Below are 24,566 nucleotides of genomic sequence, written 5' to 3' on the forward strand. Positions count from 1 at the left end.
GGGACCCAATGGCGTTCGCCGCCGCGAGCAAGTACCATCGGCTCTTTCGGCGCGGGCGAACCCCTGCCACGGGCCGATTCTTCAGGGGTGAGCGCACGGCGTCCATGGCCGCGCGTGGAACCTGTTCGTAAGACGTTCGGAGAACCGTGGAATGACGCGTCTGTTAGAATTTATTGTCGCCCTCGTCATCGTCGCCGTACTCGGTGTCGTGGTCGGCGTAGCTATGCCCTCGACTGGACATGTCGAGCGCGAAATGCTGATCAGCAAGGACTTGCGTCAGGTTTACGACGTTTTCAGCAACTTCCGCCGCTTCCCTGACTACACCGTACTGCGGTCGTTCGACCCGAAGGTGCAGTTCGAGTTGTCCGGCAAGGCCTATGGCCCCGGTGCCAAGATCGCCTGGAAGGCCGGCGACCCCAAGGTCGGCGACGGCTCGCTGGAGATCGCCTCGATCGATCCGGGCTTCGCCCAGATCTCCGATGCGGGCAAGGGCACCATCGTCTGGAACCTCGACAACGCCTGGCGTGGCGAGGACAAGAAGTTCACCATCAAGCTTGAGCGCACCGGCCGCAGCCAGAAGCTCGTGAAGGTGAACTGGTCGTACGACGTCTCGTACGGCTTCAACCTCATCAGCCGCTTCTCCAACCTCTATATCCACGGCGATCCGGATGCGCTGATCCAGTTCAGCCTGTCCAACCTGCAGAACCTGATGGCGGCGATCCCGAACATCGACTACAGCAAGATGGTGCCGTCGATCGCGGACCAGCCGGCCAAGCCGATCCTGTTCGTCTCCACCACCGCCCCGCGCACGCTCGACGATGTCGACACCGCGTCGGACAAGGCGATGGCCGAGATCCAGGCCGCGGCGAAGAAGCTCGGCGTGAACATCGTCAGCCCGCGCATCACCTTCACCACGAACTGGGGCGACCAGAACTACACGTTCGACGTCGCCGCCGAGATCGATTCGACCACGCTGAAGCTCAACGGCCAGGACGTCGAGATCACCGCCGCCCAGCGTCCGTCGCTCGACGCCGCCGCGCCGGCCGAGGCTTCGACCGCCGCCGCGCCGGCCGCCGCCGATTCGGCCGCGCCGGGTAGCAAGGACAAGTACGGCCGCATCGTCGTCGATGGCAACGTCAAGGCCGTGCTCGCCTTCGGTGGCAAGGCCCTCAAGGCCGAGTGGAACGGCACCGGTGCCGGCCTGCCGCAGACCCGCCAGATGCTGGCGGCCTACTCGCAGACCCACGGCTACAAGTACGACGACGTGACCTACCGTGCCTACGACATCCAGGTGAAGGCGCCGGTGAACAACAAGGGCACGATCGAGGGCTACGACGAGCAGAAGTTCGAGATCTACCTGCCGCTGCAGGGCGACGTGCCGGATCAGACCCCGGAACAGGAAGCCGGCATGAAGCAGCCGGGCCTGGAGGAAGCGGCTCCCGCCGGTTCGTCCACGGCTCCCGCGCCTGCCGGCACCGCGCCGGCTCCGGCCAGCACGGCCGCCGCGCAGTAAATCGCGCTGACGCGAAGACGGAAGAGCCCCGCCGGAAACGGTGGGGCTTTTTTTATGGTTCTTCGTGGAAGTCCAGGAACGCGGTTTCCGTGTGAAACACCCACCCGGGTGCGGGAGCGTCGCTTTTCCCACCAACCGACCCCAGGGTTGAGAGAGCTGCCGGGCGCCACCCTCGGCGCGACATTAGGAGCCGAGGACGGGCGGGCGGAAAAGGCCCGCAGGGGGCCGGCCAGGGATGGCCGGCCGTTTCCGCTGAGCCAGGAGGGCGAATCGGAAACCCCCGCCCGCCCGTCCGAGCCCGAAGGGGCGCAGCCATCAAACACGGCCGCGCAGCGGCATCCCTTCCCAAGGGACGGCGACTACCGTCGTGCCGAGGGTGGCGCCCGGCAGCTCCCCTCGCCGCACACGACGAACGCGAGGGCGAAGCCGAGCCAGCCACCCGATGAACCCCGGAAATACGCGAAGATCTTTCATGGTCTGTCGGCGATTCCATAGCAACAGCTACACTGCCAGCCGATGATCGAAGCCGAACGACTTACCCGCTGCTATGGCCCGCTGACCGCGGTCGATTCGCTGAGCCTGCGTGCCGAACCGGGACAGGTGCTCGGCCTGCTCGGCCCCAACGGCGCGGGCAAGTCCACGGCCATGCGCATGATCGCGGGTTTCCTCACGCCCACCTCGGGCACCGCGCGCGTGTGCGGCCACGATGTGCGCAAGGAACCCCTCGCGGCCAAGCGCGCCCTGGGCTACCTGCCCGAGGGTGCGCCCAGCTACGGCGAGATGACGATCCGTGAGTTCCTCGTCTTCATGATCCGTGTCCGCGGCCTGGAGCGCGACGTCGCCTTTCGCCGTTTCGACGAAGTGGTGATGCGGCTGGAGCTGGAGGAAGTGCTCGATCAGACCATCGGCACGCTATCGAAGGGGCTGCGCCGCCGTGTCGGCCTGGCGCAGGCGATCCTGCACGATCCGCCGGTGCTGATGCTCGACGAGCCGACCGATGGCCTCGATCCCAACCAGAAACACTCGGTACGCATGTTGATCGACGCGATGGCGCGTGAGCGCACGATCCTCATTTCCACCCATCTGCTCGAAGAAGTGCACGCCCTGTGCAACCGCGTGGCGATCATCGCCAATGGCCGCTTGCTCGCCGATGCCACGCCGGCGGAACTGGAGGCGCGCTCGCGCTATCACGGCGCGGTTTCCTTCAGCGCCGCGGGCAGCGCGGTATCTCGCGAGATGCTGGCGCGCATTCCCAGCGTGGCGAACGTGGAAGTCGACCCGCTCGACGGCCGCGTCACGGTGTTCCCGCGCGCCGGGCAACCGATCCTCGACGAGGTACAGGCCTTGCTGCGCACGCAGAACCTGGAAATCTCCGAGATCCAGCTCGAACGGGGCCGGCTCGACGAGGTCTTCCGGCAGATCACCACGCAACCGCGCGGGGTGCAGGCATGAGCGCGGTGCTGGCGATCGCGCGACGCGAACTCTGGGGCTACTTCGTCACGCCAGTGGCCTATGTCTTCATGGTGATCTTCCTCGTGCTGGCCGGCCTTCTCACCTTCTACACCGGCGATTTCTACGACCGCGGCCTGGCCGACCTGCAGCCGTTCTTCGACATGCATCCCTGGTTGTACCTGGTGCTGGTCCCGGCGGTGACGATGTCCATGTGGGCGGAGGAACGCGCGTCTGGAACACTCGAGTTGCTGTTCTCACTGCCCGTGACGATCTCCCAGGCCGTGCTGGGCAAGTTCCTTGCCGCGTGGGCGTTCATCGGCATCTGCCTCATGCTGACCTTTCCTATCTGGATCACGGTGAACTACCTCGGCGACCCGGACAACGGCGTCGTCATGGCCGGTTACGTGGGTAGCTGGCTCATGGCGGGCGCCTTCATCGCGATCGGCACCTGCATGTCCACCGCGACGCGTAGCCAGATCATCGCCTTCATCCTCACCGCCGCCGTCTGTTTCGTGCTGTTGCTCGTCGGCCAGCCGCAGGTGCTGGATTTCTTCCAGGACTCGGTGCCACCGAAACTGATCGGCGCGATGGGACAGCTGAGCATCGCGCGGCATGCCAACGCCATTGCGCGTGGCGTGCTCGACCTGCGCGACCTCGTCTACTTCTTCGCCACGATCACCGCCTGGCTGACGGCCAGCGTGATCGTGCTCGACCTGAAGCGGACGCGCTGACGATGCGCCATTTCCACCTCTCGCGCTCCTTCCTCCTGCGCCTCTCGCTCTTCGGCATCGCCGGCCTTTTCCTGGTGGCCATCGCGATCAGTTCCATGTCGTTGCGCACGGCGCGCATCGACCTCACGGCCGATCGCATCTACACGCTGACGCCGGGCACGCAGAACATCGTCGACAGCCTGCGCAAGCCGCTCACCCTAACCCTGTATTTTTCCGAGCATGCGACCCGCGACCTGCCGCAGTTGCGCAGCTACGAACAGCGCGTGCACGAGATGCTGCGCGAGATCGCGGTTCGCGCGCATGGCCGGATCCGGCTCAAGGTGATCGACCCGGTACCTTATTCCGACGACGAGGATGCCGCCGAAAGCTATGGCCTTACGCCCGCCACCGGTGGCAGTAATGGCGAACGCGTGTTCTTCGGCCTGGTCGGCACGGCCGGCACGGGCGACGTGCCGCCGCAGGCGATTCCGTTCTTCGATCCCGCGCGGGAGCCCTTCGTCGAATACGACATCGCCAAGCTGCTGTATGAACTGGGCATGCCGCAAAAGCCCCGGCTGGGCGTCATCAGTTCGCTTCCCGTCGAGGGCAACCTGGTGATCGGCGAACCCTCCTGGGCGGTGGTGAGGCAGCTCGACCAGCTGGCCGAGGTGACCAGCATCGACCCGGATGGACTGAAGCGGATCGATCCGGCCCTGAAGGTGCTGCTGCTCATCCATCCCAAGCGCCTGTCCGACGACGCGCAGTACGCCATCGACCAGTACGTGTTGCACGGCGGCCACCTGGTCGTGTTCGTCGATCCCGATTCGGAAATGGACAATGCGCCGCTGGTGGATGCGCACGGCGTCGTCGACGATCACGATTCCGACTTGCGCCGGCTGTTCGAGGCCTGGGGCGTGGTCTACGATCCGACCAAGGTCGTGCTCGACCGCTCGCAGGCGTTGACCATCGAACTGAACGGCAACAGCATCGGCCATCCGGCGATGCTGGGCCTGGGCGCGCAGGATCTCAACCACGACGACGTGGTGACGGCCAGCCTGCAACGGGTGAATTTCTCCACCGCCGGTTTCTTCGAGCTCGCGACCGACACCAAGGCGCGGTTGATCCCGCTGGTCCAGACCTCGGACGAAGCCGCCGTGATGTCCGCGCAGCGCGTGCGCGACGCCGCGGGCGACCCCACCAGCCTGCTGGAGAACTATGAACCGACGCACGAACGCTACGTGCTCGCCGCGCGGCTGAGGGATACCTTCCGCACCGCTTTCCCGGAACGCCACGATCGTGGTCACCTGGACCGTGCCGCGGCGCCGGGTGAAGTGGTATTGGTGGCCGATACCGACCTGTTGTCGGACCGCCTGTGGATCGACGTGCAGCCGCTCCTGGGCCAGCAGCAACTCACCCCGTTCGCGAACAACGGCGACTTCGTGGCCAACCTCGTCGACAACCTGGGTGGCTCGACGGCGCTTCTTTCCATTCGCGGCAGGGTGAATTCGCAGCGGCCCTTTACCCGTGTACGCGCCTTGCAGGCGGCCGCCGATCGCAAGTTCCTGGTCAAGAAGCGCGAACTGGAAAACGAACTCTACGAGACCCAGCGCCGTCTCACGGAATTGCAGCCGGCCAAGAACGGCGCGACGCCCACGACCGCCACCGCCGAGCAGCGCCGCGAGGTGGAGCAGTACCTGCAACGCAAGCTGGCGATCGGCAAGGAGCTGCGCGACGTGCAGCACCAGCTCAACGCCGAGATCGATGCCCTGGGCTTGCGCCTGAAGTTCATCAACATCGTGCTGGTGCCGGGCCTGGTCGCCCTGATCGGCCTCATCTACGGTTGGCGGCGCACGCGGCGCAGCCGGCGCGTGGTCTGAGCGCATGCTCGACGGCGTGCTGAAATGGATCGTGCCCTGGGAATTCTCCTGGGTCTTCCTTGCCGTCTTCGTCGCGGCGGCCTGGCTGTACGTGCGTGGGTCGCGCCGCTTGCGGGTGCCGATGGAACGGCGCGTCGCGTTCTGGGCGGGGATGGCGATGATCTACATCGCCCTGCATACGTACTTCGATTATTTCGCGGAGCATGAGTTCTTCATGCATCGCATCCAGCAGGTGCTGCTGCACCACCTCGCGCCGCTGCTGCTCATCGCCGCGTATCCGGGTACCGCGCTGCGCGCGGGGCTGCCGCTCGCATGGCGCGTACGGCTGCGCCGGGCGCGGCGATCCTCGCCGTGGCGCGTGTTCGCCACGCTGGCCTTCAACCCCGTCTTCGTCACGGTCTTCTTCGTCGCCCTGATCCTCGTCTGGCTGATCCCGGACATGCAGACCCTGGCGATGCTCGACTGGCGCATCTATCGCGCGATGAACTGGTCGATGGTGCTGTCGGGCCTGTCCTATTGGTGGCTCGTGCTCGATCACCGGCCCAAGCCGCCCGGCCGGATGGCGCCGGGCTGGCGGGTGCTGTCGCCGGGGATCACGATGACGCCACAGATCGTGGCCGGCGCCATCGTCACCTTCTCGAAGACCGACCTCTATCCCATCTTCGAGATCTGCGGCCGGGCGTTCACCCTCAACGTGCTCACCGGCCAGCTGATCGGCGGCGTGATCATGTGGGTGCCGGCGGCGATGATCGAATCGGCGGGCGGCCTGTTGGCCTTGCGTCAATGGTTGCGGTTGTCGCGCAACGGGCGCCTGCCACGCAGGGCGCCCGTGCGGCGGCGTGCCACGGCGGGTCAGTAGGCTTTCGGCACGCGCGACGCCTTGCGGGTGACCTTGTCCTTCTTCGGCTTGCCCTTCAACGGCGGGAGGTCGAACTCCTTGTCGGGACACATCTTGTCGGGCACCTGGTCGAGCAGGTGGCGGATAAGGTCGAGGCGCCCGGTCTTCTGGTCGTTGAAATCGGCCACGAACCAGGGGGCGTCCCGGGTATCCGTGCGCTGGATCATCGCGTCGCGCAGGTCGCCCATCTCGGCGTACTTTTCCCTCGCCTTCAGGTCGACCGGCGACAGCTTCCAGCGCTTCAGCGGATCCGCCGCGCGCTCGGCGAAGCGCTCCTCCTGCTGGTCCTGGTCCACGGAAAGCCAGTACTTGAAGAGCAGGATGCCGTCATCGGTGAGCTGCTTCTCGAAGGTGGGACAGGCCTTCATGAAGGCATCGTATTGTTCGTCGGTGCAGAAGCCCATGGCGGGTTCGACCACGGCGCGGTTGTACCAGCTGCGGTCGAACAGGACGAGCTCGCCCGCCTGGGGCAGATGGGCCACGTAGCGCTGGAAGTACCACTGCGTGTCCTCGCCCGGGGAAGGCTTGCCGAGCGCCACGACGCGCGCGGCGCGCGTATCGAGCTTGTCGGTGATCGCCTTGATCGTTCCGCCCTTGCCCGCGGCGTCGCGGCCTTCGAAGATCACCACCATGCGCTTGCCGGTGGCGCGCAGCCAGCGGGTGAGGCCCACCAGCTCGACCTGCAATTCCTCGAGCGCTTTTTCGTAAGCCTTGTTCTTCTTGCCCATCGACGTGTTCCGCGGGGGAGGTGAGGGCATTGTGCGGCAAGACGCCCTCAGCCGCCCGCGGTCAGCGTCTGCAGCTCGTCGGCCTGGTGTTCGCGGGTGAGGGTGTCGATCAGTTCGTCGAGGTCGCCCTGCATCACCTCGGTCAGGCGGTAGAGGGTGAGGTTGATGCGGTGGTCGGTGATCCGGCCCTGTGGGAAGTTGTAAGTGCGGATGCGCTGGCTGCGATCGCCGGAGCCCACCTGGAGCCGTCGCGATTCCGCCTGCGCGGCGCTCTGCTTGCTGCGTTCGGCATCCAGCAGGCGTGCCTTCAACAGGCTCATCGCACGGGCGCGGTTCTTGTGCTGGCTGCGCTCGTCCTGGCACTCGACCACGGTGCCGGTGGGCAGGTGGGTGATGCGGATGGCCGAATCGGTCTTGTTGACGTGCTGGCCACCGGCACCGGACGCGCGGAAGGTATCCACCTTGAGGTCGGCGTCGCGCAACTCGATGTCGTCCACCTCGTCCTGCTCAGGCAGGATCGCGACGGTGGCCGCCGAGGTATGGATGCGGCCCTGCGATTCCGTTTCCGGCACGCGCTGCACGCGGTGCGTGCCCGATTCGAACTTCAGCTTCGAATAGGCGCCACGGCCTTCGATGCGGGCGACGATTTCCTTGTACCCGCCGTGTTCGCCTTCGTTGGCGTTCAGGATTTCCACATGCCAGCGCTGGCGCTCGGCATAGCGCGCGTACATGCGGAAGAGGTCGCCGGCGAAGATCGCCGCCTCGTCGCCGCCGGTGCCGGCCCGGACTTCGAGGAACAGGTTGCCTTCGTCGCGTGGATCCCTGGGCAGCAACAGGACCTGCAATTCGCTGTCGAGCCGGGCCAGCTGCGACTCGATGCGTTCGATATCGTCGGCCGCCATGTCGCGCATCTCGGGATCGTCGAGCATCGCCCGGGATTCCGCGAGTTCGCGCTCGGCCCGGTCGTGGTCCTTCAACGACAAGGCGACGGGTTCGAGCTGGGCGTATTCACGCGAAAGGTCGCGGAAGCGCTGGCCGTCGGCGAGGACGTCCGGCTGCGCGAGCAGCAGGCCGATCTCCTCGTGGCGTTCGGCGAGGGCTTCGAGTTTGCGGCGGATCGAGGGGGTCATTCGGGGCACGAGGTCCGGCTGTAGCCGTACATCATGCGGAAACGTCGTCGTCCGGGTCCAGTCCGTAGAGCCGGCCGGCGGCATGGAGCAGGTCGAGATCGCCGGACATGGCCGCGTCGCGCAGGCGTGCGCTGGGCGTATGCAGGAGCTTGTTGGTCAGGGTGTTGGCCAGGAAGGCGAGGGCCTCGTCGGCGGGACGACCCCTGGCCAGCATCGCCTGCGCCTTGGCCAGGACCTCGTCGCGCTGGGACTCGGCGGCGATGCGCATGTCCACAGCGGGATTGCGCAGGCTCAGGGCGCGGCGCCAGGCCATGTAGCGCTCGACCTGAAGGTCGATGATGGCGTCCGCCTCGCGGGCCGCGAGTTCACGCGAGCGGCGGTTCTCGTCGATCACCTGCTTGAGGTCGTCGATGCCGTAGAGGTAGACGTCGTCGAGCTGGGCGACCTCGGCCTCGATGTCGCGCGGCACCGCGATATCGACCATGAACATCGGCCGGCGCCGGCGGGCGGCGATCGCGTCGGCGACCATGCGGCGGGTCACCACCGGCTGCCGCGAGGCGGTGGAGGTGATGACGATATCGGCCTCCGCGAGGTGGCGGGGCAGGTCGGCCAGCGAGATGGCGTAGGCGCCATACCGGCCGGCCAGTTCCTGCGCGTTCTCCAGGGTGCGATTGGCGACGATCAACCGGCGTACGCTCTTGTCGGCGAGGTGGCGCGCGGCCAGCTCGATCGTCTCGCCGGCGCCGATCAGCAGCACGCAGGCCTGGCGCAGGTCGGCGAAGACCTGCTCGGCCAGCCGCACGGCGGTATAGGCGACGGACACCGTATGCGCGCCGATCCGGGTATCCGTGCGCACGCGCTTGGCCACGGCGAACGTGTGCTGGAGCAACCGTTCCATGGGGGCGCGCAGGCTCTGCGCGGACCGCGCCTGCTGGTAGGCGTCCTTCACCTGGCCGAGGATCTGCGGCTCGCCCAGCACCATGGAATCGAGCCCGGTGGCCACGCGGAACATGTGGCGAACGGCGTCGTGTTCGTCGTGCCGGTAGAGGAACTCGTCGAGGCGTTGCGGGGTCAATCGGTGTTGCCGGGACAGCCACTGGCCGGGCACCGCCTCGAAACCTTCCGCCACGCTGCAATAAAGCTCGGTCCGGTTGCAGGTGGAGAGGATCATCGCCTCCTCGATCCCGGGTTGCCGGGTGAGGTCGCCCAGCGCCTCCGGTGCCACCGTGGCGTCGAATGCCACCTGCTCGCGCAGGCTGACCGGCGCGGTGAGGTGATTGAGCCCGAGGGCGATGAGTGGCATGACGGGCTTGGGTCGGCTTGGGTGGCGTCGGCTAAGCTAAGGGCGCATTGTGCGCTCACAAGGCGTCGGGCGCTTGCAGACGCCTATCGGGAATGACGGAGAGTAGTGTGCTGAGCGGTCGGTCCAAGTTCAAGCAAGTGCGGCATTTTGTGGTCCTGGCCGCGGTGGCGGCGGCGCTGGGCGGTTGCGTCACGGCCCCCGTGGAGGCGCCAAAGGCCATTCGCACGGGCGTGCAGCCGCTCGACCGCCTGCAGGTGGCCATCGTCCCGCCCGAGCGCGATCTCCAGGCCCAGCTGATGGCCGGCGACTTCGCCCTGGCCGCCAGCGACCTCAAGGGCGCCTCGGAAGCCTATGGGCGGGCCGCCCCACTCAGCGACGACCCCAAGGTAGCCGCCCGGGCCACCGAACTGGCCCTGGCCGTGCACGACCAGGCGGCGGCCGGCAAGGCCCTCGACCGCTGGGCGGCATTGGGCGCCAAGCCCGCCGAACTGGCCGCGGGCCGGGCGCGCATGGCGTTGGACCGCGGCGACACGGCCGACGCCCAGCGCCAGCTGGAGGCCCTGGTCGCCACGGGCGATCCCGACGCCTGGCGCGAATTCGGGCGGATCCTGGTGGGCGCGCGCGATGCCGCCCAGGCCGGTGTCCTGCTCGAGCGTGTCGCGACGCCGCAGCGCCTGCCGAACGATTCCACCGCCTGGCTGGCGATGAGCGAACTGGGCGAGAACCTGGGCCGCCACGACTACGCGAAAACCGTCGGTGACGCCGCGCTGACCCGTTTCCACGATGGCACCACCTATGCCTGGGCGGGACAGCAGAAGTTCCGGGCGGGCGACAAGGAAGGCGCGAAGAAACTGTTCGCCAAGGCCGTGGCGAAGGATCCGAAGAACCCCCGGCTGCGCCTCGCCTACGCCACCTTGCTGATCCAGGGCGGGGATGAGAAGGCCGCGACGAAACTCCTCGCCGGCGGTCCCCAGAACGGCGATACCTACGCCATGCGCATGACGCTGGCCGCGCGCGCCGGCGACAAGGTGGCGATCCGCCGCCTGTACGACGAGATCCGCAAGCAGCCGGACGATGTCCAGGCCGACAACGCCTTCACCCTCGGCCAACTGGCGGAACTGCTTGGCAAGCAGGAAGACGCGCTCGACTGGTACGCCGCCGTGGGCGACGACGATCCGCGCATCTTCGATGCCTCGGTGCGCAGCGCGGTGATCCTCCACCTGCAAGGAAAGGACGACGACGCCCACGAGATCGTGGCCGAATTGCAGACCACCTACGCTGATCGCCCCGAGCAACTGCGCAAGGCGTTCGCGGTGGATGGCGAGCTATACATGGATGCGCGCCGCTTCGATGCCGCCGTGGATGCCTACGACAAGGCGCTCCGCGTGAAGCCCGACGACACCGAGATGCTCTACGGCCGCGGCCTGGCCTATGCCGAAGCGGGCCGGATCGACCAGGCCGTGGCCGATTTCCGCAAGGTGCTCGAACTGAAGCCCGGCGATATCGAGGCCAGCAACGCGCTGGGCTATACGCTGGCCGACAACGACCGCGATCTCGGCGAAGCGCAAAGCCTCATCCAGGCCGCCCGCGCTGCACGTCCGGACGATCCCTCGGTGGCCGATTCCTGGGGCTGGCTCAAGTTTCGCCAGGGTCAACTCGACCAGGCGGAAAGCACCCTGCGCGGGGCCTGGTCCCAGCGCAAGGACGCCGACATCGGCGTGCACCTGGCCGAGGTGCTATGGAGTCGCGGCCAGCACGACGAAGCACGCAAGCTGTTGAACGAGGTGCGCCGCATCGATCCGAAGAACGCCACGCTGCAGAAGACCGAGCGGAAGCTCAATCCTTGATGGGTTTCCGCAAGCGTTCATCGCCGCTGAAGCGGCTCCCACAGGACTTCACTACCGAGCGAGAGTCCCTGTGGGAGCCGCTTCAGCGGCGATGAACGCGAAGCGCAGCCTCCACCCCGCCCGTGAGCTTCCCCCACCGATGACCCGGCTCCTACTCCTCGCGGCGATCGCCCTCCTGCTCGCCGCCTGCGCCACGACACGTCCGCAAGTCCACCAGGCCGGTGACGCCGTCACCCTCGGCATGCAGGAACAGCGCGAACGCAGTCTCGCCGACAGCGACCACTGGACCCTGCAAGGACGCCTTTCCGTCTCCGACGGCAAGGACTCCGGCTCTGGCGGGCTCACCTGGCGCCAGGACGGGGAGCGCTATGAATTCACCGTGCGCGCACCCGTCACCGGGCGCAGCTTCCGCCTCACCGGTGGTCCGGAAGGGGCCGAGCTGGAAGGCCTGGACGGTGGCACGCGCCGCGGTCCCGACGCGGAATCGCTCATGGCCAGCGCCGTGGGCTGGCAGATCCCGATGACCGAACTCAAGCGCTGGGTGCTCGGCCTGCGTGCCGACAGCGGTCCCGCGGACATCGTCTTTGGGGCGGACCGCCTGCCGTCGCGCCTGGTGCAGGATGGCTGGACGGTCGATTACCGGCAGTGGGATGCCGCGAAGCAACCGCCGATGCCCGTGCGCGTGTTCGCCGAGAAGGCGCCGTACAAGGTGCGCCTGTCGATCGAGGACTGGTCCTTCGGCAGGTAGCCGACCGGTTCGGGCGAAGCGCGCCGGTATACTCCGCGCCTTCCGAGCCGGCCTTCCCTCCATGCATTTCACCATCACCCGCGCCCACGATGACGATGCCGAGCACTTGTGCGCGATCGAGCGTGCGGCGGTCGAATTGTTCCGTGGGCACGAGGCGTGGCCGTCGTATTCGCAGATGGCCTTGCCGCCGGACATCGTCCGCCAGCTGATCGCGCGTGGCCTGGTCTGGGTCGCTTCGGTGGAAGACGAGGTCATCGGATTCGTCTGCCTCGATACCGATGGCGCCGCCGACGCCATCGGTATCGCCGAGATCGACGTATTGCCCGCCTTCGGTGGCAAGGGTGTCGGCGCCGCGCTGCTTGAGCACGCCTGCGCCTGGGCCCGCGAGGCCGGCTATGCACGCGTCGACCTCGGTACCCTCGCCGACGTGCCCTGGAACGCGCCGTTCTATGCGAAGCACGGGTTCCGGGTGGTCGACAAGCATGCCCCGGTGTTCGCCCGGGCACTCGCGCGCGATCGCGAGAACGGCTTCCCCGACCACCTGCGCGTGTTCATGAGCCGCGAGCTGGAGCCACTGGCCGAGGGCGACTGGACGGTGTGGCCCGCGCCCGCGAAGCTCAACCTGTTCCTGCGCATCGTCGGACGCCGCGAGGATGGCTACCACGAGTTGCAGACCGTCTTCCGTCTGCTGGACTGGGGCGACGAGGTACGCCTGCGCATCCGCGCCGATGGGGCGATCACCCGCCCCACGCCCGTGGCGGGCGTTCCCGAGGACGCCGACCTCACGGTTCGCGCTGCCCGCCTTCTGGCGGCGGAGACCGGTACGGCGCTCGGCGCCGAGATCGCGGTGTCCAAGCGCATCCCGATGGGCGGCGGCCTCGGCGGCGGAAGCTCGGATGCGGCCAGCGTCCTGGTCGGGCTGAACACGCTCTGGGGCACCGGCCTGGACGAAGACACCCTGGCGGCGTTGGGCCTGAGGCTTGGCGCCGACGTGCCGGTCTTCGTCCGTGGCCGCTCGGCCTGGGCCGAAGGCGTGGGCGAACGGCTCGTCCCCACGCCGCTGCCACGGCGCTGGTACGTGGTGGTCGACCCCCATGAACACGTTCCCACGGCGGCCCTGTTCGCCGCTCCCGAATTGACACGTAACGCCCCGCGGGCGACAATTTCATCCTTTGTTTCCGGGGATTCGGCGGAAAACGCCTTCGAACCGGTGGTCCGTGCGCGCCATCCGCGGGTGGCCGCGGCGCTCGACTGGCTGGCAGGCTTCGGCCATGCACGCCTGTCCGGCAGCGGCGGCTGCGTTTTCCTGGAAACGAGAACCCACGAGGCGGCGCTTGGCGTCGCCTCGCGCTGTCCCGGGGGCTTCACCGCCCATGTGGCGGCGGGCGTCGATCCTTCGCCGCTGCTTTTGGCGCGGAGCCGGGTCGAGGCGAGGGGAATCGTGTCGTAAGGACGGGTAGGGCCGCGGGCTGCGGCAAAACCATGGCGAGCGGGTCGGCTCGCTGGAACGAATTGTTGGGGCGTCGCCAAGCTGGTTAAGGCACGGGATTTTGATTCCCGCATGCGCAGGTTCGAATCCTGCCGCCCCAGCCACCGTTCGCGGTGGCAAAGACGAACCAACCCACTCTCACGCCAGGAGTTCCTCCGTGGATACGTCCACCCCGATGCTGTTCAGCGGCAATGCGCACCGCGCGCTTGCCGACGATGTCGCCGCCCGTCTCGGCATTCCGCTCGGCAAGGCCCTCGTCGGCCGGTTCAGCGATGGCGAGGCGCAGGTCGAGATCGAAGAGAACGTGCGCAAGCAGGAAGTCTTCGTCATCCAGCCGACGGGTGCGCCCAGCGCGGAGAACCTGTTCGACCTGCTGGTCTTGGTGGACGCGCTCAAGCGCGCCTCGGCCGGCAGTGTCACCGCGGTGATGCCGTATTTCGGCTACGCCCGCCAGGATCGCCGCCCGCGTTCGGCGCGCGTGCCGATCACGGCGAAGCTGGCCGCGAAGATGATCGCCACGGCCGGTGCGGACCGCGTGCTCACGATCGACCTGCACGCGGACCAGATCCAGGGATTCTTCGATATCCCGGTCGACAACGTGTACGCCTCGCCGGTGCTCCTGGCCGACATCTGGCGTCACCACAGCATGGACGACCTGATCGTGGTCAGCCCGGACGTCGGCGGCGTGGTGCGTGCGCGTGCGCTCGCCAAGCGCCTCGACGACGCCGACCTCGCGATCATCGACAAGCGCCGCCCGAAGGCGAACGTGGCCACGGTCATGAACATCATCGGCGACGTGGAAGGCAAGACCTGCGTGCTGGTGGACGACATCGTCGACACCGCCGGCACGCTCTGCGCCGCCGCGGCGGCGCTGAAGGAAAAGGGCGCCCGCAAGGTCGTCGCCTACTGCGTGCATCCGGTGCTCTCGGGTGCCGCGATCGACAACCTGGAGCACTCCCAGCTCGACCAGCTGGTGGTGACCAATACGCTGCCGTTGCGCGACAACGCCCGTAACTGTGCGAAAATCCGCCAGTTGTCGGTCGCGGAACTGCTTGCGGAGACGATCCGCCGCATCGCCTTCGGCGAGTCGGTGAGCTCGCTCTACATCGACTGATAGACCGTTTTTCGGGCTCCCCTGGTCGCGGGGGAGCCCTTTACCCACCGCCGCGAGGCGGTTTACTTGAGGCAACACCATGGCTACCAATCATCAGCTCACGGCCACGAGCCGCAGTGTGGAAGGGAAGGGTGCGAGCCGCCGCCTTCGCATCGCGGGCTACGTGCCGGCGATCGTGTACGGCGCGGGCGAAGCCCCGCAGGCGATCCAGGTCCTTCACAACGACGTGCTGCTCGGCTCGCGTTTCGAGTCGTTCTACTCGTCGGTGATCGAACTGACCGTCGACGGCAAGAAGCAGAAGGTCCTGATCAAGGACTGGCAGAAGCATCCGTTCAAGCAGCTCATGCTGCACATGGACTTCCAGCGCGTGAACGAGAACGAGGCCATCAAGGTCGCCGTTCCGGTGCACTTCCTGAACCAGGAGAAGTCCCCGGCCGGCAAGACCGCCGGTCTGGTGATCTCGCACAACCTGACGGAAGTGACCGTCTCGTGCCTGCCGAAGAACCTGCCGGAGTTCATCGAACTCGACCTGGCCGACCTGAAGGCCGGCGACATCATCCACCTGTCCGACCTCAAGCTGCCGGCCGGCGTGGAAATCCCGGAACTGGGCCTTGGCAAGGAGCACGACGTCGCCGTCGTCACCGTGGCCTCGATCCAGGAAGAAGTCGACCCGGCGACGGCCGCCGAGGGCGGCGAAGCCCCGACCGAAGAGAAGAAGTAATCGGCGCCATGTGGGAGCCGATTCATCGGCGAAAAGCCAACGGAGCGGTGACGCCATGGCGTTCATCGCCGCTGAAGCGGCTCCCACACAAAGCCCCGCCTTAATCCATGGCGACACTTCGTCTTATTGTCGGCCTCGGTAACCCCGGGGCCGAATACGTCAGGACCCGGCACAACGCCGGGTTCTGGTGTGTCGATGCCCTGGCCATGGACCAGGGGGAACGTTGGGCCTTCGACGGCAAGCTGCATGGCGAGACCTGCAAGCTGCGCATCGGGGGCGAAACCGTCTGGCTGCTCAAGCCCGCGACGTTCATGAACAAGAGTGGCATCGCCGTCGCCTCGGCGCTGCGTTACTACAAGATCGCGCCGGAGGAGTGCCTCGTCGCCCACGACGAACTGGACCTCCCGCCCGGCACCGTCCGCATGAAGTTCGATGGCGGCCACGGCGGCCAGAACGGATTGCGCGACATCGTGGCCCACCTGGGCCATGGCAAGTTCCATCGCCTGCGGATCGGCATCGGCCATCCGGGGCACAAGGACAAGGTTACCCCGTGGGTGCTCGGCCGCCCGAACGCGGCCGACGAGGACGCCATCATGCACGGCATCGGGCGCGCGTTCGACGTGCTGCCGCTGGCGCTCGACGGCAAGTTCGACGAGGCGATGAAGCGCCTGCACACGGTCGCCTGACCGCCCCCTACACCTACCGGACACAAGATTCGCCATGGGCATCAAATGCGGCATCGTCGGCCTTCCCAACGTCGGCAAGTCCACCCTGTTCAACGCGCTGACCAAGGCCGGCATCGCCGCGGCCAACTTCCCGTTCTGCACGATCGAGCCGAACACCGGCATCGTTCCCGTGCCCGATCCGCGCCTGGACGAACTGGCCGCCATCGTGAAGCCGCAGCGCGTGATCCCGACCACGATGGAGTTCGTCGACATCGCAGGCCTGGTCGCCGGCGCGTCGAAGGGCGAGGGCCTGGGTAACAAGTTCCTCGCGCATATCCGCGAGACCGACGCCATCGCCCACGTGGTGCGCTGCTTCGAAGACGGCAACGTGATCCACGTGGCGAACAAGGTCGACCCGATCGCCGACATCGAGACCATCGACACGGAACTGGCGCTGGCCGATCTGGAGGCCGTGCTGAAGGCCCTCGACCGCGCCACCCGCTCGGCCAAGGCGAACGACAAGGACGCCCTGGCGAGGAAGCCGGTGCTCGAGAAGCTCGCCAAGGCCCTGGACCAGGGCAGGTCGGCGCGCGCCGCCGGCCTCGACGCCGAGGAAAAGGCGCTCGTCCGCGACATGTTCCTGATCACGATGAAGCCGCTGATGTACATCGCGAACGTCGCGGAAGACGGCTTCGAGAACAACCCGCACCTGGACGCCGTGCGCGCCCGTGCCGTGGAAGAGGGTGCCGAAGTGGTGCCGGTCTGCGCGGCCATCGAGGAAGAGCTGTCCCAACTGGAAGACGCCGACCGCGACGAGTTCCTCAAGGACCTCGGTCTCGACGAACCGGGCCTCAACCGCGTGATCCGTGCGGGCTACAAGCTGCTCGGCCTACAGACCTATTTCACCGCCGGCGAAAAGGAAGTCCGCGCCTGGCAGGTCCGCGCCGGCTCCACCGCCCCGCAGGCCGCCGCGGTCATCCACACCGACTTCGAGCGCGGCTTCATCCGTGCCGAAACGGTCGCCTACGACGACTTCATCAAGTTCAAGGGCGAGCAGGGCGCGAAGGAAGCCGGCCGCCTGCGCCTGGAAGGCAAGGAATACCTCGTCAAGGAAGGCGACATCCTGCACTTCCGCTTCAACGTCTGAGCGGAATCCCTGCGAGGAGGAAGCCCTGTGGGAGCCGCTGTGGGAACCCCTGTGGGAGCCCTTGTGAGAGCCCTTGTGGGAGCCGCTTCAGCGGCGATCCCGCGGCAGCGGGCCACGGTACGGGCGGCGACGAGACCGGCGCTCCGAGCGAGCGTCGAGTGCCTTGCTAATGGCGGCCCAGGCGACGAGGCCGCTGGCGATGCCCAGGGTCCACAGGATGCCGTGAAGGTCGAGAAACGCGCCGTGGAGCAACTGGCGCGTGGCATTCGCGGCATCGGTAGCGAACGCGACATCGATCGCGAAGCAAGCCTGTACCGAGAGGACGCCGATCAGGAACAGCAAGGGATAGGGAATGAGCTTGATGATGTCGTCGATGATGAAGATGACATCCAGCACGGGGTTCCACAGAGCGCTCCAGACATCCTGAATCATCGCGGCCCCTCCCCATGGATGGAACGGATCATATCCGCCCCTCGCCCTTGCTTGGCAAGCGCAATTAAATCGCTTGCAATCTAATATCGACAACCCTATCTTCGCTCTATGAGCAAGAAGTCCCTGCCAGAAGGCCTCGACCCCCCGCGTACCCTCGACGGGCAGTTGTGCTTCGCGCTGTATTCGGCGAACCTGGCCATGGGCAAGCTCTACCGCCAGCTGCTGGCGAAGCTGGATCTCACCTACCCCCAGTACCTGGTCATGCTGGTGCTGTGGGAAGGCGACGGGATCACCGTCTCCGAACTGGGTGAGCGCCTGTACCTCGACTCCGCCACGCTCACTCCCTTGCTCAAGCGCCTGCAATCGGCGGGGCTGGTGCAGCGCACGCGCGGCACGCAGGACGAGCGACAGGTCATCGTCACCCTGACGGACGAAGGCAAGGCACTGCGCGCGAGGGCAGGCCACGTGCCGGAAGAGGTGTTCTGCGCGACCGGCTGCGAGGTCGACGAGTTGGTCGGACTCAAGCGCCAACTGGAGACGTTGCGGTCGAGCCTGATCGACGGCAACAGGAACTGACGCGGCGCCTTCAACCTTCCGGCGCGGTCATCTGCCGCTGCATGTGGTCGAGATACAGGTCGAGTTCCGCCACGTTGGCGAAGACCTCGGCGACGGGCACCGCCTTCACGATGTCGAAGACCTTCTTGACCTGCGGCTGCGGGTTGAGCAGCAGCGTGCGGCCCTCGCGATCGTGCATCTGCTTGCGCAGCTGCGCGAGGCTGCGCAGCCCGGCGCTGCTGATGTATTCCAGCGCCGACAGGTCGATGACCAGGGTGCCACCGTTGTCGACCAGGGGCGTGATGTCGTGCATCGCCTCGTCGAACGCGGCGAACGTCGCGGCATCGAGCCGCCCTTCGAGCCACACGGTGCTGCGGTCGGTGGTCGGGCTTTCGCTGCGGACGATCAGGGTCATGTGGCGGGCTCGTCGAAAGGGTCGAAGCGGATGACGACACGATTGCCGTGTGCATCGCGTGCATAGTGGAAGTCGCTGGCGATGCTGCGGGCCAGGTGCAGCCCGAGGCCGCCGATATCGCGGCGGGCGATGTCCCCCGGGAGATGGGGGAGATCGTGCTGAAGCGGGTCGAACGCCATGGCATCGTCGCGCAATTCCAGGTGGACCGCATCGGCCTCGATCCGGAGCGTGATCTCGATGCTGCCATCGCGCCCGTCCGGGTAGCCATGGCGCACCGTGTTCACCAGAAGTTCCTCGAGTACCAGGCGCACGTCCGCACGGCAGGCGGGATCGACCTCGGCACGGTCCAGCGTGCCTTCGGCACGGTCCAGCGCGAGGAACACGTCCTCGAGCCGGTTAGGAATGCGCAACCGCATCGAGGCGGACTCCCTCGGCGCCGCTGTCGTGCCAGGTGAGCGCGAGCAGTGCGATGTCGTCGTAGGCGGGAGCCCCGTCCACATAAGCATCGATGTCGCCGAGGATGCGTTCCACGTAGGCTTCCGGCGCGGCGCCTTCCTCGATGCGCGCGACACTGTCCAGGATCGCGTGGGTGCCGTAAAGGCGCTGGTTTCCCGCATGCGCCTCGCTGACGCCATCGGTGTACATGAGCAAGGTATCGCCCCCTAGCAGCGTAAGTACGCGTACAGGGTAGCGCGCTTCGCGGTCCAGGCCGAGCGCCGGCCCGGTTTCGACATCCACCAGGATGGCGCTGCCCCCGGCGTGCAGCACTGGTTGTTCGTGGCCGGCGCTGGCCAGCGTGAGCAGTCCGGTCTCGGTTTCGACGACACCACAAAGCAGGGTGACGAACATGCAGGTGTCGTTGCCCTTGCAAAGCTCCCGGTTCAGCGCACCCAGGATGTCGCTGGGCGAGCGGGCGTGGGTGGCGAGGGTGCGCGCGAGGGTGATCGTGCGCGCCATGAACAGCGCGGCGGGGATGCCCTTGTCCGAGACATCGCCCACCATGACGCAGACGTGCCGCGCGCCGAGGGTGAAATAGGTGTACAGGTCGCCGCCCACCGCGCTCGCCGGGCGCAGCGCGGCATGCAACTCGATCCTGCCGTCCGCCGCCAGCCAGTGCGGCTCGGGGATCAGGGCCAGCTGGATCTGCCGGGCGATCTCCAGCTCGCTGGTCATGCGTTCCTGCTCGCGGGCGATGCGCTTGGCGGAGTCGATATGGCCGGCTAGCTGATGGCGCATCTGGTCGAAGGCTCGCGTGAGGCGGCCCACCTCGTCGTTGCGCCTTAGCTGGGGCAGGGCGAAATCGAGTTCGCCGCGCGCGACGTCCTCGACGCGATCGGAAAGCACCACGAGCGGAGCCATCAGGCGCCGTGTGATGACCAACGCGATGAGGGACACGCCGGCCAGGGCGAGCACGCCGAGGAGAATATCGACCGAGTAAGTCTGGCGAAGGTCCGCCAGGACTTGCCGCTCGGGCATGGTCAGGCCGAACGTCCAGGTCGTGCCGGGGATCGGCACGAAATAGACCCACACCGGCTCGCTCACGCGACCGCCCATCTCGGGCGTGATCCTGGCGGGATTGCGCCGCTCGGCGATGGCCGCGAGCAGCGGCTTGCTGCCGCGCGTGCCGATGTACGACGTCCAGTCATGGGCGAGGAATTCGCCGCTGGCGTCGATCACGAAGGCCGAGGCGTGGTCCGGCTTGTTCAGCTCCCCCAGCAGTTGCTGCAACCAGCCGAGGCTGATGGTGGCGTCGGCCACGCCGATGACGGACCCGGCCTTGCCGGGGATGGCGACGGAATAACCCACCAGGGGGTCGCTGCGGTCCACCGAATGGAAGGGTGCCTGCCAGCACCCACGCTCGCAGTTCAGTCCGCGGACGAACCAGGGTGCCCGCCAGTACAACTCGGGATCGGCCAGGCGGCTTCCCATGCCCAGCTTGCCATCGATCGCGCGGCGGGCCACCGGTGCGTCCTCGTCGCGGGGCGCATCCGTGTTGAGCGGGATGAACGCGGCGGTGATGTCGACCAGCTCCGGATTGACCGCGAGGGTGTCCCTGATCAGGGCGGGGGCTTCGTCCCTTCGCGTGCCCAGGATGCCGGCGAGAACCTGGGACACCTTGGCGACACCGTCGATGCGGCCTTTTATGCGAGTCGCAGCCCAGCCTGAGACGGCCGCGGCCTCGCGCTCCGTCTGCTTGAGTATCTGTTCCCGGGTATGCGACAGCATCAGCCCGCCTGTGACCACCAGGACGATCGCCGACCCCAGGAGAACGCCCAGGGCGAGCCGCGAGGCGACGCTGCGAAGGACCATAGAGGGCTCCAGTGGGCTATGCCTCGGAATCTATGCTGCCCCGGGCGGCCCCACAAGCCGCCGGAGCGTCATAATGTGATCTTTTCCCAGACAGGTAAGGGCATGTCCGGTACCCAGCGCGAGGTCGAATTCCGTTTCCTGGCCCAACCGACCGATGTGAACTTCGGTGGCAAGGTCCATGGTGGCATGGCGATGAAATGGCTCGACCAGGCAGGTTACGCCTGTGCGGTGGGCTGGAGTGGCGCCTATTGCGTCACCGCGTCGGTCAGCGGCATCCAGTTCCTCGCCCCCATCCTGATCGGCGACCTGGTCACGGTGCGGGCACGGCTGATCCATACCGGCACCTCGAGCATGCACCTCTCGGTGGACGTGCTTGCGCGCGACCTGCGCAGCGGCGAAGAACGCCTGGCCACCAGCTGCGTGATGGTCTTCGTGGCACTGGACAAGCCCGACGGCGGCAAGCCCACGGCGGTGCCGCCGTGGACGCCCGTGGAAGAGAAGGATCGGCGCCTCCAGGAATACGCGCTCAGGCTGATGGAAATGTCGCGCGCGATGGAGCCGCTGGTCCGCGCCACCCGCGAGGCCTGATTCGCCGACCTGTCGGCGATTCGTTCCGCACAAACGCTTCACTTCCCCCGAGCCCGCCGCTACACTGCGCGGCCCCCTCGCCAGGTACCCGTCCGGCGGGGTGTCACGGCGTTCGGAAGCCGCTGCCGCATGTGATTTCAGCGTGCGGAAGTTGTTGACAGTTTCCGGGACGCTCGCGACAATAGGCGTTCTTTGTTGGAGGAATACCCAAGCGGCCAACGGGGGCAGACTGTAAATCTGCTGGCTTACGCCTTCGGTGGTTCGAATCCACCTTCCTCCACCAGACGAGTTCCGCGTAGTGCGGGAGTAGTTCAATGGTAGAACTTCAGCCTTCCAAGCTGATTGTGCGGGTTCGATTCCCGTCTCCCGCTCCATTGTTCTCACGCGTGCTGCGTCACGTGCTCATGTAGCTCAGTCGGTAGAGCACTTCCTTGGTAAGGAAGAGGTCGCTGGTTCGATTCCAGTCATGAGCACCATCTTCGTCGTCCGCGGCGGTTCCTTTTTTACTATCTCATTGGCTCCAGCGGAGTTTAGCGCTCATGGCAAAGGGTAAGTTCGAACGTAAGAAGCCGCACGTCAACGTCGGCACCATCGGTCACGTCGATCACGGCAAGACCACGCTGACGGCTGCGCTGACGAAGATCGGCGCCGAGCGCTTTGGCGGCGAGTTCAAGGACTACGGTTCGATCGACGCGGCGCCGGAAGAGAAGGCGCGCGGTATCACGATCTCGACCGCGCACGTGGAATACGAATCGCCGCTGCGCCACTACGGCCACGTCGATTGCCCGGGTCACGCGGATTATGTGAAGAACATGATCACGGGTGCGGCGCAGATGGACGGCGCGATCCTGGTGTGCTCGGCCGCTGACGGCCCGATGCCGCAGACGCGTGAGCACATCCTGCTGTCGCGCCAGGTGGGCGTGCCGTACATCGTCGTGTTCCTGAACAAGGCCGACATGGTGGACGACGCCGAGCTGCTCGAGCTGGTCGAGATGGAAGTGCGCGAGCTGCTGTCGAAGTACGAGTTCCCGGGCGACGATACGCCGATCATTCACGGTTCGGCGCGTCTGGCGCTGGACGGCGACCAGTCGGAAATCGGCGTGCCGTCGATCATCAAGCTGGTCGATGCGCTGGACAGCTGGATTCCGGAGCCGGAGCGCGACATCGACAAGCCGTTCCTGCTGCCGGTGGAAGACGTGTTCTCGATCTCGGGTCGCGGCACGGTGCTGACCGGTCGCGTCGAGCGCGGCATCGTGAAGGTGGGTGACCCGGCCGAAGTGGTCGGTCTGAAGGACACCCAGACCACGACGGTGACGGGCGTGGAGATGTTCCGCAAGCTGCTGGACCAGGGTCAGGCCGGTGACAACGTCGGCGTGCTGGTTCGCGGTCTGAAGCGTGAAGACGTCGAGCGTGGCCAGGTGCTGGCCAAGCCGGGTTCGGTGACGCCGCACACGGAGTTCGAGGGTGAGGTGTACATCCTGTCGAAGGACGAGGGTGGCCGTCACACGCCGTTCTTCAGCAACTACCGTCCGCAGTTCTACTTCCGCACGACGGACGTGACCGGCTCGATCACGCTGCCGGAAGGCGTGGAGATGGTGATGCCGGGCGACAACGTGAAGATCAGCGTCACGCTGGGCTTCCCGATCGCGATGGACGAAGGCCTGCGTTTCGCGATCCGCGAAGGCGGTCGTACCGTCGGCGCCGGCGTCGTCTCGAAGATCAACAAGTAAGAAGACAAGCGATGCCGGTCCTTCGGGGCCGGCACCCGGTCGCGGGGCGGGTGGGTCGTAGACCGCCCGCTTTCGCGGTTCCACTGTTTTATTTGTACGCCAGTAGCTCAATTGGCAGAGCAGCGGTCTCCAAAACCGCAGGTTGGGGGTTCGAGTCCCTCCTGGCGTGCCACTCTTGAGTGCGCATGAATACGAAGGCACAAGAAGCCAAGGGTTTGGGCCCGGCCGACATCGGCAAGCTGGCGCTTGCGCTGGTCGTGCTTGCCGCAGGCATCGTCGGTTTCTACTATTTCAGCGATAACCCGAACGTGCCGTCGTTTGCGCGCGTTGCCGGTGTGCTCGTCGCTGTCGCGGCCGCCCTGGCGATCGGCGCCTTCACGGCCCCGGGTCGCAAGCTGCGCGGCTTTGTCGCCGAATCGCAGTTCGAGTTGCGCAAGGTCGTCTGGCCGTCGCGCGACGAAACGTTGAAGACCACCGGCATCATCATGGTGGTCGTCGTCATTCTTTCGCTGTTGATGGGGCTGATCGACTGGTTGCTGAAGTCGCTCGTGCTCGATTGGCTGTTGAAACTCGGACATTGAGGTAAGGCATGAGCAAGCGCTGGTACGTGGTTCACGCCTATTCGGGGTTCGAGCAGCAGGTTCGCAAGGCCCTCGACGAGCGCGTCAAGCGCGAGGGCATGGAAGAGAAGTTCGGTGAGATCCTGGTTCCGACCGAGGAAGTCATCGAGATGCGCGGTGGCCAGAAGCGTCGCAGCGAGCGCAAGTTCTTCCCCGGTTATGTCCTGGTCCAGATCGAGACCGATACCAGCGGCAAGACGCCTCGTATCGACGACGAATGCTGGCACCTGGTCAAGGAGACCCCGAAGGTCATGGGTTTCATCGGCGGTACCGCCGACCGTCCGCACCCGATCCGCGACAGCGAGGCGGAGGCCATCCTGAGCCGCGTCCGCGAGGGTGTCGAAAAGCCCCGTCCGAAGGTTCTCTTCGAGCCGGGCGAGATGGTTCGCGTCACTGACGGCCCGTTCAACGACTTCAACGGCGTGGTCGAGGAAGTCAACTACGAAAAGAGCCGCCTGCGCGTCGCGGTGCTCATTTTCGGTCGTTCTACCCCGGTCGAGCTCGAGTTCGGCCAGGTGGAGAAGGCCTGACGGTCTTCTGGCTGGCCCCGGCCAGCCCATTCGGCATGGGGTTT

General features: G+C 66.5%; 24 protein-coding genes and 5 tRNA genes. 22 read left to right on the forward strand and 7 right to left on the reverse strand.

From position 1 onward, the window contains the following. Positions 1-151 precede the first annotated feature (151 nt). From ACR9Y6_RS00450 to ACR9Y6_RS00470, 5 genes are all read left to right on the forward strand, one after another. Positions 152-1,513: an SRPBCC family protein gene (locus tag ACR9Y6_RS00450; RefSeq protein WP_481279525.1), complete on the forward strand. Its 1,362-nt coding sequence runs from the start codon at positions 152-154 to the stop codon at positions 1,511-1,513. A gap of 516 nt (positions 1,514-2,029) precedes the next feature. Beyond that, a complete protein-coding gene (locus tag ACR9Y6_RS00455) occupies positions 2,030-2,965 on the forward strand; it encodes an ABC transporter ATP-binding protein (protein WP_481279526.1) in 936 nt (311 codons plus the stop codon). Next, positions 2,962-3,696, forward strand: a complete 735-nt coding sequence (locus ACR9Y6_RS00460; protein WP_481279527.1) for an ABC transporter permease subunit — start codon at positions 2,962-2,964, stop codon at positions 3,694-3,696. The genes ACR9Y6_RS00455 and ACR9Y6_RS00460 overlap by 4 nt, the downstream gene beginning before the upstream one ends. A gap of 2 nt (positions 3,697-3,698) precedes the next feature. Then, positions 3,699-5,552 (forward strand): GldG family protein, encoded by a 1,854-nt coding sequence (locus ACR9Y6_RS00465; protein WP_481279528.1) that lies wholly within the window; start codon positions 3,699-3,701, stop codon positions 5,550-5,552. A 4-nt stretch (positions 5,553-5,556) separates the two neighbouring features. Continuing rightward, positions 5,557-6,411, forward strand: coding sequence for a cytochrome c oxidase assembly protein (locus tag ACR9Y6_RS00470; RefSeq protein WP_481279529.1), 855 nt, complete (start codon positions 5,557-5,559; stop codon positions 6,409-6,411). Here the strand turns inward: ACR9Y6_RS00470 and ppk2 are convergent. The 3 genes from ppk2 to hemA are packed head-to-tail and all read right to left on the reverse strand — an operon-like array spanning position 6,405 to position 9,611. Beyond that, positions 6,405-7,178 (reverse strand): polyphosphate kinase 2, encoded by a 774-nt coding sequence (gene ppk2 / locus ACR9Y6_RS00475; RefSeq protein ID WP_481279530.1) that lies wholly within the window; start codon positions 7,176-7,178, stop codon positions 6,405-6,407. The genes ACR9Y6_RS00470 and ppk2 overlap by 7 nt on opposite strands. Before the next feature lie 47 nt (positions 7,179-7,225). Continuing rightward, a complete protein-coding gene (gene prfA / locus ACR9Y6_RS00480) occupies positions 7,226-8,308 on the reverse strand; it encodes a peptide chain release factor 1 (RefSeq protein ID WP_481279531.1) in 1,083 nt (360 codons plus the stop codon). A 31-nt stretch (positions 8,309-8,339) separates the two neighbouring features. Then, the gene (gene hemA / locus ACR9Y6_RS00485) at positions 8,340-9,611 is read right to left on the reverse strand and encodes a glutamyl-tRNA reductase (RefSeq protein WP_481279532.1); all 1,272 of its coding nucleotides are present in this window, start codon (positions 9,609-9,611) and stop codon (positions 8,340-8,342) included. Positions 9,612-9,718: 107 nt separating this feature from the next. On the opposite strand from hemA, the gene ACR9Y6_RS00490 reads away from it, so the two are divergent. The 8 genes from ACR9Y6_RS00490 (at position 9,719) to ychF (ending at position 17,342) form a co-directional block, all read left to right on the forward strand. Next, entirely contained in the window at positions 9,719-11,458 is a 1,740-nt protein-coding gene (locus ACR9Y6_RS00490; protein ID WP_481279533.1) for a tetratricopeptide repeat protein, read from the forward strand. A gap of 139 nt (positions 11,459-11,597) precedes the next feature. Then, the gene (gene lolB / locus ACR9Y6_RS00495) at positions 11,598-12,206 is read left to right on the forward strand and encodes a lipoprotein insertase outer membrane protein LolB (protein WP_481279534.1); all 609 of its coding nucleotides are present in this window, start codon (positions 11,598-11,600) and stop codon (positions 12,204-12,206) included. Between the two features lie 61 nt (positions 12,207-12,267). Next, positions 12,268-13,656: a 4-(cytidine 5'-diphospho)-2-C-methyl-D-erythritol kinase gene (gene ispE / locus ACR9Y6_RS00500; protein ID WP_481279535.1), complete on the forward strand. Its 1,389-nt coding sequence runs from the start codon at positions 12,268-12,270 to the stop codon at positions 13,654-13,656. A 66-nt stretch (positions 13,657-13,722) separates the two neighbouring features. Further along, positions 13,723-13,799 (forward strand) — tRNA-Gln (locus ACR9Y6_RS00505). A gap of 71 nt (positions 13,800-13,870) precedes the next feature. After that, positions 13,871-14,809, forward strand: a complete 939-nt coding sequence (locus ACR9Y6_RS00510) for a ribose-phosphate diphosphokinase (RefSeq protein WP_306850676.1) — start codon at positions 13,871-13,873, stop codon at positions 14,807-14,809. Positions 14,810-14,888: 79 nt separating this feature from the next. Beyond that, complete coding sequence (locus ACR9Y6_RS00515; protein WP_481279536.1) at positions 14,889-15,530, forward strand: 50S ribosomal protein L25/general stress protein Ctc; 642 nt, start codon at positions 14,889-14,891, stop codon at positions 15,528-15,530. A 107-nt stretch (positions 15,531-15,637) separates the two neighbouring features. After that, positions 15,638-16,216, forward strand: a complete 579-nt coding sequence (gene pth, locus ACR9Y6_RS00520) for an aminoacyl-tRNA hydrolase (RefSeq protein ID WP_306849807.1) — start codon at positions 15,638-15,640, stop codon at positions 16,214-16,216. A 34-nt stretch (positions 16,217-16,250) separates the two neighbouring features. Beyond that, entirely contained in the window at positions 16,251-17,342 is a 1,092-nt protein-coding gene (gene ychF / locus ACR9Y6_RS00525; RefSeq protein ID WP_481279537.1) for a redox-regulated ATPase YchF, read from the forward strand. A gap of 87 nt (positions 17,343-17,429) precedes the next feature. On the opposite strand, the gene ACR9Y6_RS00530 is transcribed toward ychF, so the two are convergent. Beyond that, the gene (locus ACR9Y6_RS00530; RefSeq protein WP_481279538.1) at positions 17,430-17,774 is read right to left on the reverse strand and encodes a hypothetical protein; all 345 of its coding nucleotides are present in this window, start codon (positions 17,772-17,774) and stop codon (positions 17,430-17,432) included. 108 nt (positions 17,775-17,882) lie between these two features. Between ACR9Y6_RS00530 and ACR9Y6_RS00535 the strand changes: the two genes are divergently transcribed. Continuing rightward, on the forward strand, positions 17,883-18,350 hold the full coding sequence (locus tag ACR9Y6_RS00535; protein ID WP_481279539.1) for a MarR family winged helix-turn-helix transcriptional regulator: 468 nt from the start codon (positions 17,883-17,885) through the stop codon (positions 18,348-18,350). A 10-nt stretch (positions 18,351-18,360) separates the two neighbouring features. Here the strand turns inward: ACR9Y6_RS00535 and ACR9Y6_RS00540 are convergent, their stop codons facing one another. The 3 genes from ACR9Y6_RS00540 to ACR9Y6_RS00550 are packed head-to-tail and all read right to left on the reverse strand — an operon-like array spanning position 18,361 to position 21,054. Continuing rightward, positions 18,361-18,744: an STAS domain-containing protein gene (locus tag ACR9Y6_RS00540; protein WP_481279540.1), complete on the reverse strand. Its 384-nt coding sequence runs from the start codon at positions 18,742-18,744 to the stop codon at positions 18,361-18,363. Beyond that, on the reverse strand, positions 18,741-19,160 hold the full coding sequence (locus ACR9Y6_RS00545; protein ID WP_481279541.1) for an ATP-binding protein: 420 nt from the start codon (positions 19,158-19,160) through the stop codon (positions 18,741-18,743). The genes ACR9Y6_RS00540 and ACR9Y6_RS00545 overlap by 4 nt, the downstream gene beginning before the upstream one ends. Further along, the gene (locus ACR9Y6_RS00550) at positions 19,141-21,054 is read right to left on the reverse strand and encodes a SpoIIE family protein phosphatase (protein WP_481279542.1); all 1,914 of its coding nucleotides are present in this window, start codon (positions 21,052-21,054) and stop codon (positions 19,141-19,143) included. The genes ACR9Y6_RS00545 and ACR9Y6_RS00550 overlap by 20 nt, the downstream gene beginning before the upstream one ends. A gap of 102 nt (positions 21,055-21,156) precedes the next feature. Here ACR9Y6_RS00550 and ACR9Y6_RS00555 point away from each other — a divergent pair, with 102 nt between their 5' ends. From ACR9Y6_RS00555 to nusG, 8 genes are all read left to right on the forward strand, one after another. Next, complete coding sequence (locus ACR9Y6_RS00555) at positions 21,157-21,642, forward strand: acyl-CoA thioesterase (RefSeq protein ID WP_481279543.1); 486 nt, start codon at positions 21,157-21,159, stop codon at positions 21,640-21,642. Between the two features lie 197 nt (positions 21,643-21,839). Continuing rightward, positions 21,840-21,925 (forward strand) — tRNA-Tyr (locus tag ACR9Y6_RS00560). A gap of 17 nt (positions 21,926-21,942) precedes the next feature. Next, a tRNA-Gly gene (locus tag ACR9Y6_RS00565) sits at positions 21,943-22,016 on the forward strand. Positions 22,017-22,042: 26 nt separating this feature from the next. Continuing rightward, positions 22,043-22,118, forward strand: a tRNA-Thr gene (locus tag ACR9Y6_RS00570). 63 nt (positions 22,119-22,181) lie between these two features. Next, positions 22,182-23,372, forward strand: a complete 1,191-nt coding sequence (tuf, locus tag ACR9Y6_RS00575) for an elongation factor Tu (RefSeq protein WP_481279544.1) — start codon at positions 22,182-22,184, stop codon at positions 23,370-23,372. A 96-nt stretch (positions 23,373-23,468) separates the two neighbouring features. Beyond that, positions 23,469-23,544: transfer RNA gene (locus tag ACR9Y6_RS00580), tRNA-Trp, on the forward strand. 13 nt (positions 23,545-23,557) lie between these two features. After that, on the forward strand, positions 23,558-23,953 hold the full coding sequence (gene secE / locus ACR9Y6_RS00585; protein WP_481279545.1) for a preprotein translocase subunit SecE: 396 nt from the start codon (positions 23,558-23,560) through the stop codon (positions 23,951-23,953). An 8-nt stretch (positions 23,954-23,961) separates the two neighbouring features. Then, a complete protein-coding gene (gene nusG / locus ACR9Y6_RS00590; protein WP_306849827.1) occupies positions 23,962-24,522 on the forward strand; it encodes a transcription termination/antitermination protein NusG in 561 nt (186 codons plus the stop codon). Positions 24,523-24,566: the final 44 nt, after the last annotated feature.

This window comes from Luteibacter sp. TLI7-4A, from assembly GCF_056754745.1.

Excerpts from the sequence above, each read along its gene's own strand:
- ACR9Y6_RS00455 (WP_481279526.1), top strand. The coding sequence starts at position 2,030 with ATGATCGAAGCCGAACGACTTACCCGCTGCTATGGCCCGCTGACCGCG.
- ACR9Y6_RS00470 (WP_481279529.1), top strand. The coding sequence starts at position 5,557 with ATGCTCGACGGCGTGCTGAAATGGATCGTGCCCTGGGAATTCTCCTGG.
- prfA (WP_481279531.1), bottom strand. The coding sequence starts at position 8,308 with ATGACCCCCTCGATCCGCCGCAAACTCGAAGCCCTCGCCGAACGCCAC.
- ACR9Y6_RS00530 (WP_481279538.1), bottom strand. The coding sequence starts at position 17,774 with ATGATTCAGGATGTCTGGAGCGCTCTGTGGAACCCCGTGCTGGATGTC.
- ACR9Y6_RS00545 (WP_481279541.1), bottom strand. The coding sequence starts at position 19,160 with ATGCGGTTGCGCATTCCTAACCGGCTCGAGGACGTGTTCCTCGCGCTG.
- lolB (WP_481279534.1), top strand. The coding sequence starts at position 11,598 with ATGACCCGGCTCCTACTCCTCGCGGCGATCGCCCTCCTGCTCGCCGCC.
- ppk2 (WP_481279530.1), bottom strand. The coding sequence starts at position 7,178 with ATGGGCAAGAAGAACAAGGCTTACGAAAAAGCGCTCGAGGAATTGCAG.
- ACR9Y6_RS00450 (WP_481279525.1), top strand. The coding sequence starts at position 152 with ATGACGCGTCTGTTAGAATTTATTGTCGCCCTCGTCATCGTCGCCGTA.
- nusG (WP_306849827.1), top strand. The coding sequence starts at position 23,962 with ATGAGCAAGCGCTGGTACGTGGTTCACGCCTATTCGGGGTTCGAGCAG.
- ispE (WP_481279535.1), top strand. The coding sequence starts at position 12,268 with ATGCATTTCACCATCACCCGCGCCCACGATGACGATGCCGAGCACTTG.
- ACR9Y6_RS00550 (WP_481279542.1), bottom strand. The coding sequence starts at position 21,054 with ATGGTCCTTCGCAGCGTCGCCTCGCGGCTCGCCCTGGGCGTTCTCCTG.
- ACR9Y6_RS00540 (WP_481279540.1), bottom strand. The coding sequence starts at position 18,744 with ATGACCCTGATCGTCCGCAGCGAAAGCCCGACCACCGACCGCAGCACC.
- pth (WP_306849807.1), top strand. The coding sequence starts at position 15,638 with ATGGCGACACTTCGTCTTATTGTCGGCCTCGGTAACCCCGGGGCCGAA.
- ACR9Y6_RS00510 (WP_306850676.1), top strand. The coding sequence starts at position 13,871 with ATGCTGTTCAGCGGCAATGCGCACCGCGCGCTTGCCGACGATGTCGCC.
- ACR9Y6_RS00460 (WP_481279527.1), top strand. The coding sequence starts at position 2,962 with ATGAGCGCGGTGCTGGCGATCGCGCGACGCGAACTCTGGGGCTACTTC.
- ACR9Y6_RS00555 (WP_481279543.1), top strand. The coding sequence starts at position 21,157 with ATGTCCGGTACCCAGCGCGAGGTCGAATTCCGTTTCCTGGCCCAACCG.
- ACR9Y6_RS00465 (WP_481279528.1), top strand. The coding sequence starts at position 3,699 with ATGCGCCATTTCCACCTCTCGCGCTCCTTCCTCCTGCGCCTCTCGCTC.
- tuf (WP_481279544.1), top strand. The coding sequence starts at position 22,182 with ATGGCAAAGGGTAAGTTCGAACGTAAGAAGCCGCACGTCAACGTCGGC.
- secE (WP_481279545.1), top strand. The coding sequence starts at position 23,558 with ATGAATACGAAGGCACAAGAAGCCAAGGGTTTGGGCCCGGCCGACATC.
- ACR9Y6_RS00535 (WP_481279539.1), top strand. The coding sequence starts at position 17,883 with ATGAGCAAGAAGTCCCTGCCAGAAGGCCTCGACCCCCCGCGTACCCTC.
- ACR9Y6_RS00515 (WP_481279536.1), top strand. The coding sequence starts at position 14,889 with ATGGCTACCAATCATCAGCTCACGGCCACGAGCCGCAGTGTGGAAGGG.
- hemA (WP_481279532.1), bottom strand. The coding sequence starts at position 9,611 with ATGCCACTCATCGCCCTCGGGCTCAATCACCTCACCGCGCCGGTCAGC.
- ychF (WP_481279537.1), top strand. The coding sequence starts at position 16,251 with ATGGGCATCAAATGCGGCATCGTCGGCCTTCCCAACGTCGGCAAGTCC.